Annotated in this window: 12 protein-coding genes; 2 read left to right on the top strand and 10 right to left on the bottom strand. The window is 29.9% G+C overall.

Annotated elements, in window-relative coordinates; all coding sequences use genetic code 11:
- Positions 1–266: 266 nt before the first annotated feature.
- From folC to CONE_RS01560, 6 genes are all read right to left on the bottom strand, one after another.
- Complete coding sequence (folC, locus tag CONE_RS01585) at positions 267–1,538, bottom strand: bifunctional tetrahydrofolate synthase/dihydrofolate synthase (protein ID WP_015397000.1); 1,272 nt, start codon at positions 1,536–1,538, stop codon at positions 267–269.
- 23 nt (positions 1,539–1,561) lie between these two features.
- On the bottom strand, positions 1,562–2,287 hold the full coding sequence (gene rph / locus CONE_RS01580) for a ribonuclease PH (RefSeq protein ID WP_015396999.1): 726 nt from the start codon (positions 2,285–2,287) through the stop codon (positions 1,562–1,564).
- Positions 2,288–2,354: 67 nt separating this feature from the next.
- A complete protein-coding gene (gene purL, locus CONE_RS01575; protein ID WP_015396998.1) occupies positions 2,355–6,341 on the bottom strand; it encodes a phosphoribosylformylglycinamidine synthase in 3,987 nt (1,328 codons plus the stop codon).
- Between the two features lie 314 nt (positions 6,342–6,655).
- Positions 6,656–7,471, bottom strand: coding sequence for a TatD family hydrolase (locus CONE_RS01570; RefSeq protein ID WP_015396997.1), 816 nt, complete (start codon positions 7,469–7,471; stop codon positions 6,656–6,658).
- 11 nt (positions 7,472–7,482) lie between these two features.
- The gene (locus CONE_RS01565; RefSeq protein ID WP_015396996.1) at positions 7,483–8,172 is read right to left on the bottom strand and encodes an ABC transporter ATP-binding protein; all 690 of its coding nucleotides are present in this window, start codon (positions 8,170–8,172) and stop codon (positions 7,483–7,485) included.
- On the bottom strand, positions 8,162–9,442 hold the full coding sequence (locus tag CONE_RS01560) for a lipoprotein-releasing ABC transporter permease subunit (protein WP_015396995.1): 1,281 nt from the start codon (positions 9,440–9,442) through the stop codon (positions 8,162–8,164). The genes CONE_RS01565 and CONE_RS01560 overlap by 11 nt, the downstream gene beginning before the upstream one ends.
- 105 nt (positions 9,443–9,547) lie before the next feature.
- Between CONE_RS01560 and CONE_RS01555 the strand changes: the two genes are divergently transcribed.
- Positions 9,548–10,480, top strand: coding sequence for a hypothetical protein (locus CONE_RS01555; RefSeq protein ID WP_015396994.1), 933 nt, complete (start codon positions 9,548–9,550; stop codon positions 10,478–10,480).
- Positions 10,462–12,174 carry a single-stranded-DNA-specific exonuclease RecJ gene (gene recJ, locus CONE_RS01550; protein ID WP_015396993.1) on the top strand — a complete coding sequence of 571 codons (1,713 nt, stop codon included), beginning with the start codon at positions 10,462–10,464 and terminating at the stop codon, positions 12,172–12,174. Before CONE_RS01555 ends, recJ begins: the two co-directional genes overlap by 19 nt.
- An 8-nt stretch (positions 12,175–12,182) precedes the next feature.
- Here the strand turns inward: recJ and CONE_RS01545 are convergent, their stop codons facing one another.
- Genes CONE_RS01545 through CONE_RS01530 form a run of 4 tightly spaced genes read right to left on the bottom strand, consistent with a single transcriptional unit; the run spans position 12,183 to position 18,169 of the window.
- A complete protein-coding gene (locus tag CONE_RS01545) occupies positions 12,183–13,811 on the bottom strand; it encodes an NAD+ synthase (RefSeq protein ID WP_015396992.1) in 1,629 nt (542 codons plus the stop codon).
- 45 nt (positions 13,812–13,856) lie between these two features.
- A complete protein-coding gene (locus CONE_RS01540) occupies positions 13,857–15,095 on the bottom strand; it encodes a mechanosensitive ion channel family protein (RefSeq protein WP_015396991.1) in 1,239 nt (412 codons plus the stop codon).
- A gap of 59 nt (positions 15,096–15,154) precedes the next feature.
- Complete coding sequence (gene lpdA / locus CONE_RS01535) at positions 15,155–16,873, bottom strand: dihydrolipoyl dehydrogenase (RefSeq protein ID WP_015396990.1); 1,719 nt, start codon at positions 16,871–16,873, stop codon at positions 15,155–15,157.
- An 18-nt stretch (positions 16,874–16,891) separates the two neighbouring features.
- Positions 16,892–18,169: a dihydrolipoyllysine-residue acetyltransferase gene (locus CONE_RS01530; protein WP_015396989.1), complete on the bottom strand. Its 1,278-nt coding sequence runs from the start codon at positions 18,167–18,169 to the stop codon at positions 16,892–16,894.
- Positions 18,170–18,174: the final 5 nt, after the last annotated feature.

Here is an 18,174-nt window from a genome sequence, read left to right as displayed (position 1 = left end):
TAGAATGCAATCATATTAATAAAGATTAAATTAATTACTGCAATAAAATTTCAAAATCAAAAATTATAAAAAATAAAATTTTATTTGAGCCTTCAATTGTAAGATAACAGAATTTGCATAATTAGACTAGATAGTAAAAATTCTACATAGAATTTTACTAATAAATTAGATTGTAATTTGCAGATATTATCTCAAATATAATTGATAAATATCACTAACAGTTAACATAGAATTTTACTAATAAATTAGATTGTAATTTGCAGATATTATCTCAAATATAATTGATAAATATCACTAACAGTTAAAAAAGACCCAAAAACTAGTATACGATCATTTTGATCGGAATTTTGAAGTGCAGTATTAAATGCATCAATAACATTAGGGCAACATATCACGTTTGCTGATTCTAAATTATCTTTAATGATATTGAATAGTAAATCTGAAGATAAACCTCTAGCGCCAAAAGTACTGCAACAATACCAATAATCAACATAAGAATCTAATATTTTCACAACTTCCAATATGTTTTTATCCTTTAACATTCCTATTACTACATGTGTTTTAGAAAAACCATTATTATCAGCAAGATTTGCTACTAAAGAATTAGCAGCATGTGCATTATGAGCAACATCTAAAATAATGGTAGGATTATTCCTAATAATTTGAAATCTGCAAGGCAGAAAAGAATTTAAGATTCCATTACTTATATTTTCATATGAAATATTCAATCTATCTTTGACTGATCCTATTGCTGTTAACGCCATCGATACATTTAACAACTGATATTTTCCTAACATTTTCGGATACGGCAGTTTATCAAATTCATAATATTTACTGCAGTAAGACCAAGTATTATTATCATTAGTTGAGTATTTGAAATCCCTATCAACCAAAATAAAGTCTGCTTCTATCTTATCAACATAATCTAATAAAGATATAGGAGGACTAATATCACCGCAAATAGCTGGTTTATTTTTTCTATAAATATGAGATTTTTCTAACCCTATGAGTTCCCTAGATTCACCTAACCATTCCACATGATCAAGACCAATATTTGTAACAATTGAACAGTCAGAATCGATAATATTAACTGCATCTAAACGCCCACCCATTCCAACTTCAAATATTAAAACCTCTAATTTTTTTATTGAAAATAAATAAATAGCAGCCAGAGTAGTGAACTCAAAGTAAGTTAAGGAAATATTACCTCTTACTTTATCTATAAAATCTAGAGAATCAATAATATCATTATCACTTACATTAATACCATTGATTTTGAATCTCTCATTAAAAGAAACAATGTGTGGAGAAGTATATAATCCAACAGTGTAGCCAGATTCCAATAAGATCTTTTCTAAGAAACTACAAGTTGATCCTTTTCCATTTGTTCCTCCAACAGTGAACACTATACCATCTATTTTTATACCTATAAGTGAAGTAATTATTCTAACTCTATCTAAATTTAAGTCTATACTAATTGGATGAATAGACTCTATATACCTAAGCCAATCTGACAATGATGAATTTTTTTCATTCACGATAAGAATCTTATAAAGATTAATTAACTAAAACATTCTTTTTGTATATTAATAAGTTTCGAAATACCTTCTTCTGCTAAATCTAGCATAGCATTTATATCATTTCTAGAAAGTAATGATTTTTCTCCAGTAGCTTGAACCTCTACAAACTTTCCTTGAGAATCCATAACTACATTCATATCAACATCACAATTACAATCTTCTAAATAATCCATATCTAGTAATAATTCACTTCCTGATTTTCCAATAGAGATAGCGGCTATATGATTACAGATTGGGTTTTTATTTATAAAATTATTATCAAGTAAATAATTAACAGCATCAAAAGCAGCAACACAAGATCCAGTAATACTAGCACATCTAGTTCCACCATCTGCTTGTATAACGTCACAATCAAAGTGAATAGTTCGCGCTCCCAATAATTTTAAATCAAACATAGATCTAATACTCCTACCTATGAATCGCTGTATCTCCTGAGATCTTCCTGTTTGTTTACCGAAAACAGATTCTCTGTTAGATCTAATTTTTGTAGCACAAGGTAACATACTGTATTCTGCTGTAACCCATCCACAATGTACCTGTTTTCTCACAAAATCAGGTACATTTTCTACTATAGAAGCATTACATAAAACATAAGTATTACCTGCTTTAACTAAAACTGAACCGGCAGCTTGATTAGTAAAATTTCTTATAATTTCAAAATTACGTAATTGATTGAAAGAACGATTTAAAGTACGATTAAAGTTCATTTTATTTTAATAAAAACAAGAAAATTAACTAAAGATCATTAGTTTTTCTAATGATCTTTTTTATTTGTTATTCGAAACAAGCACGAGCATTACGGAACATTTTAATCCATGGACTATATTCATAATTCTTAACCCATTCTACAGGAGCCCATGATAGCGTTGCATTCCTTAGTACTCTTTCTGGGTGAGGCATCATAATAGTACAACGACCATCTAACGTTGTCACAGCAGTAATACCGCCAGGACTACCATTAGGATTAAATGGATAATTTTCAGTTCTATTACCATAATTATCTACAAAGCATGCGGAGACATATGTATTTTTCAGATCGCCAGATTTTGAATAATCTGCATATCCTTCGCCATGAGCAATAACAATAGGTATTCTAGAACCATCCATTTCTTTGAAAAATATAGAAGGAGATTTCAATATTTCTATAGTTGATAGACGGGACTCATATCTCTCTGATTTATTTCTAGTAAAACGCGGCCAATTTGTAGCTCCAGGAATAATTGAAGATAATGCCGATATCATTTGACATCCATTACACACACCTAAAGAAAAAGTATCTTTTCTGGCAAAATATTCGGAGAATTGATCATACATTAAATTATTGAACAATATTGTGCGAGCCCAACCTTCACCCGCTCCTAATACATCACCGTAACTAAATCCTCCAACTGCAACTAATCCCTGAAATGAAGATAAATTAACACGACGTGATAATAAATCAGTCATATGAACATCAACAGTATTAAAACCAACTTTATCAAACGCCCAAGCCATTTCTATATTGCTATTGCAACCTTGTTCTCTAAGTATTGCAATTGAAGGTTTGATGCTCTTAGAAATGAATGGAGCAGATATGTCATCTTTCATCTCAAAAGATATAAATGGATTTATTCCTGGGTTGGAAACATCATCCCATGTATCAAATTCTAATTTAGCACATAATGGGTTATCTCTTATTGAAGAAATGTTATAACTTACTTCACTCCATATCTTTCCTAAAACAGAACAATTTTCAGACCATATTACTTTATCTTTATAATTTATATTTATATTGTTAGTATTATTTATAGTACCTATTATGTAAGATGAAGAATTTAAATCGAATTTTTCTAAATATCCAATAATTTCATCTTTATTATCTTTAGGTATTTGAATAACAGCTCCTATTTCTTCCGAAAATAAGACTTTTATCAGTAAGTCATTCAAATTTTCATTATCGAGATTTTTTATATTAGATATAATAGAATCTAGATTTATAGACAACCCAGAATGACTAGCCAAAGACATCTCAATAAGAGTAGTAATTAAGCCACCATCAGAGCGATCATGATATGAAAAAATAAGATTTTTACTAGATAATAATCTTATAAGATTAAAGAAAGAAGCTAACTTATCAGGTGATATATCGGGAGACTCATTTCCAATCTGATCATACACCTGAGCAAGAATTGAACCACCCATACGATTTTTTAAATCACCTAGATCAATTAACATCAATAAAGTATCAACATCACTCATGAGCTCTGGTGTTAAACTTTTACGAACATCACTAATTGTTGCAAATGCTGTTACTATAAGCGATATTGGTGATACAACCTGTTTAGTCTTATTATCAAAAACAGTCTTCATTGATAAAGAATCTTTACCTACAGGTATAGATAATCCAATACTTTTACAAAATTCACTAACAGCCGCAACAGTGTCATATAAGTCAGCGTCTTGTCCATCAAAACCACATGCTGCCATCCAATTTGCTGATAACTTTATATCATCAAATTTATCGATACCAGCAGGTATTAAATTAGTAATAGCCTCTGCTAATGCTATACGACCAGATGCAGGTGCGTTAATAACAGCAATAGGAGAACGTTCTCCTATTGCCATTGCTTCTCCAGAATATTTTTCATAATCAGATACTGTGACAGCAAAATCAGATACAGGAACTTGCCAAGGACCAATCATTTGATCTCTGCAAATCATACCGCCAACACTACGATCTCCTATCGTAATCAAAAAAGATTTGCTTGATACTGTTGGATGTCTTAATACTCTAGGAATTGCTTCCTTAATTAATACATTATCAAGAACTAATCTCTTATTAGTTTTAATTACTCTATTAACTGAACGCTGTAATTTAGGAGGATTCCCGAAAATTGTATCTAAAGATATATTTACTGGATTATTTTTTAAAGAATTATTAGCATTAATGAGATCATTAATCTCTACATCTTTTTCAATATCAACAACTTTAAGAAGACGATCTTTAGTAGAAACACCAACTACAGAATACGGGCAACGCTCTCTTTTTGCTATATGATCAAATAAAGTTAAATCTTTTTTATCTATCGCAAGAACATACCTCTCTTGTGATTCATTGGTCCATATTTCAGCAGGTGACATACTATTCTCTTCTATAGGTATTCGTCTAATGTTGAAAATAGCCCCCATTTTAGAATCATTTACTAACTCTGGGAAAGCATTTGAAAGTCCGCCAGCACCAACATCATGTATAGATATAATTGGATTGTTTTCACCTAATTGCCAACAACGATCTATAACCTCTTGAGCTCTTCTTTCTATTTCAGGATTTCCTCTCTGTACAGAATTAAAATCAAGATCTTCGGAATTACTACCTATATCAGTGCTAGAAGCAGCACCACCACCTATACCTATACGAAACCCTGGTCCGCCAAGCTGTATTAATAAAGAGCCCTCTTTAATATTTTTTTTATTTGATAAACTGTCATCAATAATTCCTAAACCACCTGCGAGCATTATAGGTTTATGGTATCCCCAATGAATATCATGTACTTTTTGTTCAAAAACTCTAAAGTAACCTAAAACATTAGGTCGACCAAACTCATTATTAAAAGCAGCACCACCTAATGGGCCATCTATCATAATAGAAACAGGTGAAGAAACTCTTTTAGGCGTATCCTCGTAAGTAGATTCCCAAGGTTGAATTGAATTACTTAATCTTAAATGAGATACAGTAAAACCAGTCAAGCCAGCTTTAGGTTTAGATCCACGTCCAGTAGCTCCTTCATCACGAATCTCTCCTCCGGCACCAGTAGAAGCACCTTGAAAAGGTGCTATTGCTGTAGGATGATTATGTGTCTCTACTTTCATTAAAATATCCATATTAACATCTGAGGTAACATATTCTGCTATCCCATCTTCATTAGGTATTTTTGGATAAAAAAGAGAAACACTTCTGCCTGCCATAATAGCAGCATTGTCAGAATAAGCCACAACCGTTCCTTTAGGCTGAGCTAAATGAGTGGACTTAATCATTTCGAAAAGCGAATAATCTTTTCTTTCTCCATCAATTACCCATGAAGCATTAAATATCTTATGTCTACAATGTTCACTGTTAGCCTGGGCGAACATTATTAATTCAACATCTGTTGGATCTCTGCCAAGAATAGTGAAAGAATTGCTTAAATAATGAATTTCTTCCTTTGATAATGCTAGACCTAAATTATTATTAGCTTCCTGCAAAGCACTAATTCCATTATCCATTAAAGGAATAGTTTTAAGATCTGAAATACCAGAAGTTTTAAACAACAAATTGATATCAAAATCATTTTTAATGATAAATTCGGTCATCTTATCATGCAAAATGCTTAATGTTTTATCTAGATCTTGTTCATTAAAGATGACTTTTGGATCTGTCTCAATTATAAAGTGAACTCCGCGTTCTATACGATTTACCTCATAAAAACCACAATTATGAGCTATTTCTGTTGCTTTACTAGACCAAGGAGAAACAGTACCTATTCTAGGGACAACTATTAATTCCAATATATTTTTATTATTATTTATAGAATTTCTATCAAAAATGTTACCCCCATATGTCAATAATTCATTAAGCCTAGATAATTTTTTAGCATTGAGAATGCTCTCAACACAAATAAAATGATCATAATAAGATGAAATATTCGATACACAAAGACCAAAATCTTTGAATTTATTTAAAAGCTGATCTATGCGAAAGCTTGAAAGAGCAGCAGAACCTGGAAAATATTGTACTGTTGACACGATATGATCTTCACCTTCTTGTACATTATAAAATAATACCCCTACAATGAATTATTCTATCAGCAAAATCTATATATGGCTTTATAAAATAATATAATGTCCGAATATAATACTTCACTATGAATATTCGTTATATAGTAAAAATACTGTGCTCTATAAGAGTAACTCTGAATGTTGTTATTATGAATCATTTATGCTATCAATTTATAGTAAATAGTTAGCTAGAAGATTTTTTGTAAATTTAAAAACTAAACAATGCTAATTCATTAGAAGATTCATCTTTTCTCTATGTATTAAGTAAAAATACAATAAAATTACTTGCTATTACAAATGAAGTAATTTAATTTAGGAATTAGATTAACTACATTTTTAGTAGTAACATTTGCGATCTCAGCAAGACTACAGTTACGCAAATTTGCTAAGACTGAAGCTATTGATGCTATCTCGCAGGGGCTATTAAAAAATCCCCCATCTTTATTCAGCCAACTTGGCAACATGTATGGAGAATCTGTCTCTAAAACTATAGATGTTAAAGGCAATGAACTTACATTATGACGTACTCTCGTATTTCTTTTGTATGTTATCGATCCACCAAAACCTAGCAGAAAACCAAGATCAATAAAACTATTTGCTTGCTGATAACTTCCACTGAATGAATGAATAATACCACCACTATTATGTCTTTTTTTTAAAAAACCAAGCAAAATATCTTGTGATTTCACTGAATGTATTATTAGAGGCAAACTGAATTCTTCAGCTATTGAAAGTTGTTTGACAAAAAATTCTTTCTGGAGAGTGATATTTCTATCATCATAAATATTACGAAAATCTAATCCTATTTCTCCAATTCCTATGAATTTTTTATCATTAATCACATTAGTTACTAATTTATATAGAATATCCAAATTACTATGAGTATTTGGAATAACACTTAAAGGATGTATTCCAAGAGAGTAAAAAATACCACTGTTATTATGAGATAGATTTTTAATATCATCAAAGCCATAGATATTCGTAGATGGAACAAGAATAATATTAACTCCGAGAAATTGTGCTTTTTGATATATTTGGTCACTAATAGATTTAAATAAAATATCATCTAAATGACAATGTGTATCAATAAAAAACATTTAATATTGTCTCAAATAAAAGATAAATTTCCATATTCTAAACACATCCTTATATTAGCCTTGGAAGCAAGCTCTAAATCGTGTGTCGCTATTATAAAAGAAGTCCCATATTCATTTTTCATTTCTAAAAAATAATCAAACATTACCATAGAATTTTTTTTATCTAAGTTCCCAGTTGGCTCATCAGCTATTACACAATTCGGCTTAGTAATTAAAGATCTTGCTAAGGCAACTCTCTGACGCTCTCCTCCTGACAATTCACAAGGAGATTTTTTCTCTTTACCTCTTAAACCTAATTTTTCTAATAAATTTTCAGCAAGTTGACGAGCCTTTTCATATGAATTATCTCGAATAATTATAGGCAAAGCAACATTATCTAATACATTAAATTCCGATAATAGATGATGAAATTGATACATAAAACTAATACTATAGTTATGTATTCTGTCTATCTCACTTCTAGAAAAATTAGCTGTGTCTAAACCATTTATGATAATTGATCCAGAATCTGGTAAATCTAAAAGACCAATTATATGTAATAAAGTACTTTTACCAGAACCAGAGGATCCAATAATAGCAAGAATTTCAGATTTAAATAGTGAAAGATTAATATTATTCAATATATTAATCTTATTATTCTGATCGCTATAAGATTTACATACGTCAACTATATTTAAAACATAATCATTTTTATTTAACACGGTTTAATACTTTTGCAGGTTGTAATCTGGATGCTCTGTAACTAGGAAAAATAGTTGCCAGTAAAGATAATAAAACAGATAAACAAGATATTAAAATTATATCTCTAATTTTAATATCAACAGGAAAATTATTAATAAAATAAACATCAGCTGGTAAAAAATCTATCTGCATAACATTTTCAATAAGATTTACACAAGAATCCAGATTATATAGTATGAAAATACCTGAAATAATACCAATAATAGTACCAATTAAACCAATAATTAATCCTGCTGATACAAATATGATTAATATCTTGAAAGAACTAATACCTATAGTTCTCATAATAGCTATTTCACTTTCTCTATCTTTGACAACCATAATTAAAGATGAAAAAAGATTAAAAGCAGCTACAATAATGATCATCGATAAAATTATAAACATCATACGTTTCTCTGTTTGCACAGCAATAAATAAATTTTTATTGCTACAAGACCAATCTTGCACTAAAAATTTCCAATCTAAACTATCGCTAATTTTCTTGCTTATATAAGGAGCTGTTTGTATGTCGTTTAAAAGTATACGAATTCCACATCTACAGTTTTCTGAAAATAATTTAAAGGCACTATTTATATCTATAAATACAACGTTTGCATCGTAATCATAATATCCAGATTTGAAAATACCTGTCACAAGTAATTGTTTTGTTTTTGGTACAAAAGAATTTAGATCAGATGAAAAATCTGGAGTTATGATACTTAAGCGATCTCCTAAACTTATGTTCATTAGCATAGAAAGCTCATTACCGATAATAACACCGTTAGATTTCTCTAAATCAAGATTTTCTAAATTACCAAAGATGATATTCCTTTCCAAATCAGAGACATCAAAGTAGCTTTTCAAATCTATACCGATAACTTGAATTCCTCTTATTTTAGACAAACCTGATTCTGATAAAAGCATAGCTTGCGCTGCTACAAAAGGTGCATATGCAGAAATACCACTGTATGAATCTTTGCCGAGAACGTTATTCATAAAATCTTTTTTCAAATCATTATATTGAAACTTATTTGAAGAAATTTCTATATGAGATGTTGTGGAAAGAATTCTATCTTTTATTTCTTTCTGAAAACCATTCATAACAGATATCACTACTACTAAAGCAGCAACTCCAAGTGATATACCTATAACTGAAGAAATAGAAATGAATGAAATAAATTTATCTCCAGTTCTTTTTATAATCCCGACATATTTTGCTGCTATCCATAACTCATAAGGTAATTTGAACACAATATTAATAACCACTTAAAATAAGATATTACAAAGTAATATAGATACTATACTTTGTGATAATGTAGTAAACATTATTAATAATATAATATATTACTACGGAAAATGAATATTATAATACCAGGACTTATACTTCCTAAAGAAATGAATATAAAATCATTTGATATGATTCAAACTTATGCACCTTATCTATATGAATTTATAAATACATCATATGCCAAATCAAATTTCTCTAATTCTACAGAAGAAAATGGATGTACAGCCTTTGAAAAATGGAAATTAAAGAGCTGTGGGTTTGAAAATGAAAAAAATCAGTTATTTTCATCAGGTCTTGGACCTTTCCTTGCCAAAACAGAACCTAATGATCCTTATCCAGTTTGGTTACTAGAACTAATTCATTTAGATGTAGGTATAAATGGAGCAACAATTTCGAATCCAAAAATAGAAAAATTAGACAGTAGAGAAAGTATATCTTTACTTGAAAGTATATTACCTATTATACGCAAATCAGAATTTAAAATTGAATTTATATCTCCTGAAAGATGGCGTTTATTTCCACCATATAATATTGATATTGAATCCTTTAGTCCAAAATCAATAACGGGTAAGAATATAAATAATTTTTTAGATTACAAACCTAAACTAAGTAATTGGAGAAAATTACTGAATGAAATACAAATTATGTGGAATAAACATGATGTAAACATCAATAGACTTAATAATGGTTTAGACACAATAAACTCACTATGGTTATATGGAGGGGCTATGTCATGGAATTTTAAAAAATACGAAGGCATAATATTAGATGATCTGGAAAATATAGAAATATATGACAATATAGAATTATGGATAAACAAATTAGCAAATATTGACCTTTCAGTAAAAAGTCATCTTTTTAGTAAAAATAATAAGAAAAAAAAAGATATAACATTAACGATATTTGGTACAGATATCTCAATTGAGATATCTGTACCAAATATCTTCAAAAGAATAATATATGGCTATGGTAGAAAAAATAAATGGCAATATTACCTATAGTAACAATAAGATCAGTAGAAGAAAAATATCTTCATATGTTGGAGAAATTTGGAATACATCCTCTCCTAGCAAAATTATGGACATCTAGAGGAATAAACAATATAAATCAAATCCAATATGATTGGATATCCCTAATACCACCAAATTATTTAAATCAAGTAAATGATGCTGCTAAACATTTAACCGATGCCATTATAGAAAATAAAAGCATATTGATAGTAGCTGATTACGATTGTGATGGAGCAACAGCATGTGCTTTAGGAATAAGGGCATTAAGGGAAATGAAGGCAAATGTTGATTTTATTGTTCCTAATAGATTTAAAAATGGATATGGCCTATCTGTAGATATTATTGAACAAATATTATTAAATAGAAAATGTAAACCTGACATAATTCTTACGGTTGATAATGGAATATCCAGCATTGATGGGATACAGTATGCAAATGAGAATAATATCCAGGTTATAGTTACTGATCATCATCTTCCAGGAATTAAACTTCCAAATGCATTATCTATAGTAAATCCTAATCATCCTGACTGTAAATTTCCTTCTAAAAATTTATCAGGAGTAGGTGTTATATTTTATTTAATGATAGCAGTCAGAGCTGAAATGCGTAGACGAAAAATATATTGTAATAATACAGGTCCGAAGTTAAATGAATTAGTAGATTTAGTAGCATTAGGTACAATTGCAGATTTGGTTAAGCTAGATGCTAATAATCGCTTAATAGTTACGCAAGGATTAAATAGGATAAGAAATGGTTATACAAAGCCAGGTATAAAGGCATTATTTAAGATAGCAAATAGACAAATAAATAAAGCTGATAGCTGTGACCTGGGATTCTATATAGCCCCACGTTTGAATGCAGCAGGACGTTTATCTGATATGAGCCTAGGAATATTATGTCTGATAACAGATGAATATGATGAAGCTCTGCAAATAGCAATGGAATTAGATAATATTAACAAATATCGTAGATCCATAGAGAATAAAATGAACGAAGAAGCGTTATCAGACATAACAGATTATAATAAATTTGAAGAAAAAAATACCATATGTATTTATAATGAAAAATGGCATAGTGGTGTAGTTGGACTAGTTGCATCAAAACTAAAAGAGAGATTTTGGAAACCAACAATAGTATTTGCAAACTCTAGTGATATTGAAATAAGAGGATCTGCCAGATCAGTAATGGATTTAAATATAAGAGATATCCTAGATATCATAGCTAAAAATCATCCTAATATAATAAAACACTTTGGTGGACATGCTATGGCTGCAGGATTAACTTTAAATATTAATGACTACGTTGAGTTCACAGAAATATTCGAAAATACAGTAAAATCAATAACTAATAATAGTAAAATAACACCAAAAATTGAAACTGATGGCTCTCTTGAAATCGAATATACAAATCTGGAAATTTCTCGCTTATTAAAAAAGCAAGTATGGGGATCAGGATTTCCTTCTCCAATATTTGTCGATGATTTTAAAGTAATTTCACAGAAAACGATCAAAGGTCATCACAAAAAACTTATATTAAAAAGAGAAGAAATAAAATTCGATGCTATTTGGTTTAATAATATAGATAATTTGTCGGAAAATATAAAAGCAGTATATAAAATTGATGAAAATATATGGAATGGCAAGAGTCATTTACAACTGTTAATTGAGCATATACACAAACAATAATATTATGTTTATCCAGAAAATTTATTTGTTATAGGATATCTCCAGTCTTTACCGAAAGAACGTTCGCTTATTCTTATTCCTGGTGGCGATTGATAACGTTTATATTCGCTAGATCGTAATAGACTAAATACTTTTAAAACAATATCTTTGCTATAACCAGAATCTATTATTTCTTTTTTAGTTTTACGATCCACAATATGCAACTTTAATATGCTATCTAAAACATCATATGGAGGTAAGATATCTTGATCGGTTTGATCGAATTTTAATTCGGCTGTTGGTGCTCTTGATATAATTCTTCTTGGTATGATTTCTTTATTTCTATTATACCATTTAGCAAGTTTATATATCATACATTTAGATACATCTTTAAGAACAGAAAATCCGCCTACCATATCGCCATAAATAGTACAATATCCAACACTAGTCTCAGATTTATTACTTGTATTTAAAACTAATTTGCCACTAGAATTAGATATGGCCATTAATAAAACTCCCCTAATACGAGCCTGAATATTCTCATAGGTGGAATTATTATAATTTTCTGTTGAATCATTCAATGGAATTGAGTGCGACAAGATCTTATTAAATGATGAAACTATATCATCAATATTGATAATACTATAGTCTATTTTAAAATAGCTAGCTAAGGATAATGCATCCTCCATAGAGACATCAGATGTATATAAAGACGGCATCATAATAGCACTAACTTTGTCATAACCAACTGCCTCTACTGCGACTAAAAGTGCTAATGCTGAATCTATTCCTCCTGATAATCCCAATAAAATCCCAGGAAATTTATTTTTGTATATATAATCTCTAAGACCCAGGACTAGAGCATTCCAAATTCGAAATTCTTCAGAATCTTTCTTAACACAAGAAATAGTTTTTGTGAATCCAACTTCGTAATAATCGTAATCTTCATGCCAAGAATTTAGTTTCTTTAGATAATCACCTTCTTTATTAATTATAAAAGAAGATCCGTCGAAAACTAGTTCGTCCTGACCACCTACACTATTAGCATATACTATGTCACAACTTAATTCTTTGGCAGATTTTTTAGCAATATCAAGTCTTTTATCTTCTTTATTAATATCGAAAGGAGAAGCGTTTAGAACAGTCAAAACATCAATTTGCATACCATTGTACATTTTCATAACATCAGGGGTCCATAAGTCTTCGCATATAATTACACCTATGGTAATACCTTTAATAGAAAATATAGACGGTTTATTGCCATTATCAAAATATCTTTTTTCATCAAAAACTGAGTAATTAGGTAGAGCACATTTATAATAAGTAAATATTAAATTACCTTGATGTATCAGTGATGCTGCGTTGTATATTAATTTAGAGCTTAAGTATATTACGTGACCAACTAGCAAATTTAATTTTTTAAATTTTATCGATTCATTTATTAATTTATTTATAGCATTATTCTGACATTCAATGAAATCGATATTAAATAATAGATCCTCAGGAGGATAACCTGTAATTACTAACTCAGGAGTAACCAACAAATCAACTCCGTCATCACAAGCAGAACTTGCTGATAATAGCACTTTGTTTGTGTTTCCTTCAATATCACCAACACAAGAATTTATTTGTGCTATAGCAATTTTAACTTTATCCATAAATTACTCAACTTGTACTAAATTAAAAATTAAATAACGATTAATCTATGTTTTAGATTTTAGAAGATCAGTCCCAGAAGGTTTTTGATACATTGATAAATTAAACTCAGGCAAAATTGTAATTAAATGATCAAAAACATCTCCCTGTATACGTTCATGTTCAATCCAAGCTGTTAAAGATGTAAAGCAATATATTTCTAATGGAACACCTTCATTTTGTGACTCTAACATACGTACAACCATGGTCATATCTTTACGCAATTCATGATGCGATTTTAGAAAAGCTAATGCATAATACCTAAAAACACAAATATTAGTTACATTATTTCTGCTTGTTTTATCAAAAATATTATTATTAGAGTTATCACTAAACAACTCAGAGCTGCATATTCTAGAGTTGAAATATCCATCTAATAACTTAAAATGCATTAAAGATCTAACCTCATTAATACTCAAGAATTTTATGCTATTGATATCAATATTCATACTTCTTTTTATTCTTCTGCCGCCAGACTCAAACATTTGCCTGTAATTTCTATAGCTTTCAGAAAATAATTTATAAGTTGGTACTGTGGTGAATGTATTATCCCAATTTTGAACTTTTACAGTATGTAATGCTATATCACGAACAAAACCTTCAGCATTAGACTGAGGCATTTCAATCCAATCACCTATTCTTAGCATGTCATTACTTATAAGTTGAGTACTAGCTACTAATGACAACAAAGTATCTTTAAATACTAATAGCAATACTGCAGATAAAGCTCCCAAACCAGAAATCATTAATAGAGGAGAACGATCTATTAATATAGACAAAACCAACACAATACATATGACAGCAAGTAATAATTTGCCTATTTGTATATAGCCTTTGATAGAACGAGTTTGAGCCATAGTACTAAAAGAATATCTATCTTGTACTACACTTAAAATACCTCCTAATACTAAGAAAAAATATATTAAAACAGATGCTCTCGCTAAACGACCTACAAAATCAGCAAGCTTATCTATATGAGGGATGAGCTCTATGCCTCCAGAAATAACAAAAAATGGCACTGAATACCTTATGTATTGATATACATTGTATTTAGCTAAAGCATTATTCCAATCCTCATATCCACCAAGAACTAATAATCTATTAGAAATTGATAAGACTAAGTATCCTACAAGGATCTGCAAAAATAACGATATTAAGATTAATATCAAAATACCAAGAATACTCTGAACCCAGCATTGCTGAGGAACATAGTATCCAAAAAACTCAAAAAAGCTGTTTAATTCCATCAGAAGATCTTAATGATATGTTATGTTATTCAAAATTTTTAATAATTTTCTCTATAAAATTACTTGTCAATTGATGATGGAGGCAAATCAGTACAACTACCAATAGCGGACTCAGCAGCCATACGAATAGATTCAATGAGAGTAGGATGAGGATGGATCGTTTTGGCTATATCAACAATATCAGATCCCATTTCAATTGCTAACGCTAGCTCTCCAATTAAATCGCCAGCATGAGGCCCAACAATACCACCACCGATTATACGTTCACTTTTATAGTCAAAAATCAATTTTGTTAATCCTTGATCGGCGTTCATAGATATAGCTCTTCCAGATGCACTCCAAGGGAAAATACCTTTCTTTATCTTTATACCTTTTTTCTTAGCCTCATCCTCAGACAAACCCACCCAAGCTATTTCTGGATTAGTATAAGCCACAGAAGGAATAATTTTTGTATCAAAAAATATATTTTTCCCAGAAATATTTTCAGCAGCAACATGGGCTTCATGAACTGCCTTATGGGCCAACATTGGGTTACCAACCACATCACCTATAGCAAAGATATTATTCACATTGGTACGCATTTGATTGTCTACTATAATAAAACCATTTTCATTTACAGTTACACCAATTTTTTCTAAACCAATATTTAAACTATTAGGTTTTCTACCAACTGCCTGTAAAACTAAATCGTAACAAGCACTATTTTGAGCATCTTTACCTTCAAAGTAAACTTCAATACCATTCTTTTTAGACTCAGCCTTTATGACCTTAGTATTTAACATTAAACTATTAAAACGATTAGAGTTAATTCTATACCAAGCATTAACTAAATCTCTATCTGCCCCAAGCATTAAACCATCGGATATTTCAACTAAATCAAGACTTGCTCCTAATGAAGAATATATTGTGCCTATCTCAAGGCTTATTATACCTCCACCAATCAACAACATTTTTTTAGGAATTTTTGATAACTTCAACGACCCAGTAGAATTTACTATTCTGTCATCTTTAGGAAGAAAAGGAAGACTTATTGGACTGCTACCAGTAGCTATAATTGCATATTTAAAACGAACTATAACATCAGGAGACTCATTCTTAGATTTAACATATAAACTATTTGAATCAATAAATTCACCTATACCATTAATCAAGCTAACTTTTCTCATTTTTGACATGTTAGTTAGACCATCAGAAAGTTTTGATCTAATAGAGTTTGTATAGATATTTAATTTTTCTATATCAATATTTATTTGATCAATATTGATACCCATATCTTTTAAATGTTTTGTGCTGTCTAACAAAGAAGTACTATGCAATAAAGTCTTAGTAGGAATGCAACCAACATTCAAACAAACACCACCTAAGGAAGAATGTTTCTCTACCATAACCGTTGTTAATCCTAAATCTGCAGCACGAAATGCTGCAGAATAACCTCCAGGACCTGAACCTAGTACTAATAAAGCACAATTTATCTCAGAAATATCATCATTATTATGTATCAAGGGATTTATATGTTTATTTTTCGAAATAATATTTTGATCGATAGTAATGTCAATAAAATCAGTACCAGATTGAACTATATCTCCATTCTTTACTTTTATATTTTTAATAATTCCTTTACATGTAGATGGAACATTCATTACTGATTTCTCGGACTCCAAAGTTATCAGGTCCTGTCCATCCTCTATCGAATCTCCTACTGAAACCAGGATCTCTACTACATGGGCTTCAGTTATATCGCCCAAGCTTGGTACTTTTATTGTATAAGTATTGCTCATATTAATTTAATATATTGTTTACAAAAATACACGACGAAAATCATTCAAAATACTGCATAAATAGACATTAAATCTAGCAGCTAGTGCTCCATCAACAACTCTATGATCATAAGACAATGATATTGGCATTATTAATTTTGGAATAAACTGATTTCCATCCCATATTGGTTTAATAAAAGCTTTTGATATACCAAGTATAGCTACCTCAGGTGCATTTATTATCGGAGTAAATGAAATTCCACCAATTCCACCTAGTGACGAGATTGAAAAACAACCACCTTGCATTTCTGTAGGTAATAACGTCCCGTTACGGGCTTTTTTCGATAATGAATTGATATCTGATGATATATCAAGCAATCCTTTTTTATCTGCGTCACGTATTACAGGAACTACTAACCCATTATCAGTATCAACTGCTATGCCTATATTATAGTAATTTTTTAATATAATATTATCGCCTTCCAAAGAAGAATTTACATCTTGGAATTTTTTTAATGAAGAAACAACTGCTTTTACTATAAACGGTAATAGAGTAAGCTTTCTAGCGGAACCATCATTAGAATTCTCCTGATTTATTTTTTTGCGAAATAGCTCGAGATCAGTAATATCAGCTTCATCATTATTAGTTACATGAGGTATGTTTACCCAATTGCTATGTAATCTTGATGCAGAAATTTTTCTAATGCGACTTAATGGTTTGATATTAAAATCACCAAACTTCGAAAAATCGGTTTTGGGTAAATCATAACTATTTAATGAAATATTATTACTTTCTTTATCAAATTTATTTCTTATAAATTTGTTAATATCTTCATGTAAAATTCTACCTTTTTTCCCAGAACCAACAACTTTAGAAATATCTATTCCTAAATCTCTAGATAATTTTCTGACAGATGGGGATGCATAACTAATAACATTTTCATTAAATGAAGTTATTTCATTATCAATACTATCTTTTTGCAGAATAATATTTTTATTTATGATTTGCTTTGAAGATTTAGGATCGTTTGAATTAGTATAATTATCCTTATAATTTTTTGAATTGTTAATAGATCCTTCCACTTCTAGTGACAAAATAGGAGAATTCTCCGATATTTTATCACCAATTTTAACAATAATAGATTTAACTATACCTTCTACATTAGAGGGAACTTCCATTGAAGCTTTTTCTGATTCAACTGTAATCAAACCTTGCTCTAAACGAATTTTATCACCAACTGAAACCATTATTTCAATGACCTCAAAATCTTTAGAATCGCCAACATCTGGCATATTGAATTGTATCACTTCACTCATATTTT

Source organism: Candidatus Kinetoplastibacterium oncopeltii TCC290E (assembly GCF_000340865.1).
GTDB classification, from domain to species: Bacteria; Pseudomonadota; Gammaproteobacteria; order Burkholderiales; family Burkholderiaceae_B; genus Kinetoplastidibacterium; species Kinetoplastidibacterium stringomonadis.
This window is presented reverse-complemented; position numbering and strand designations above follow the sequence as displayed.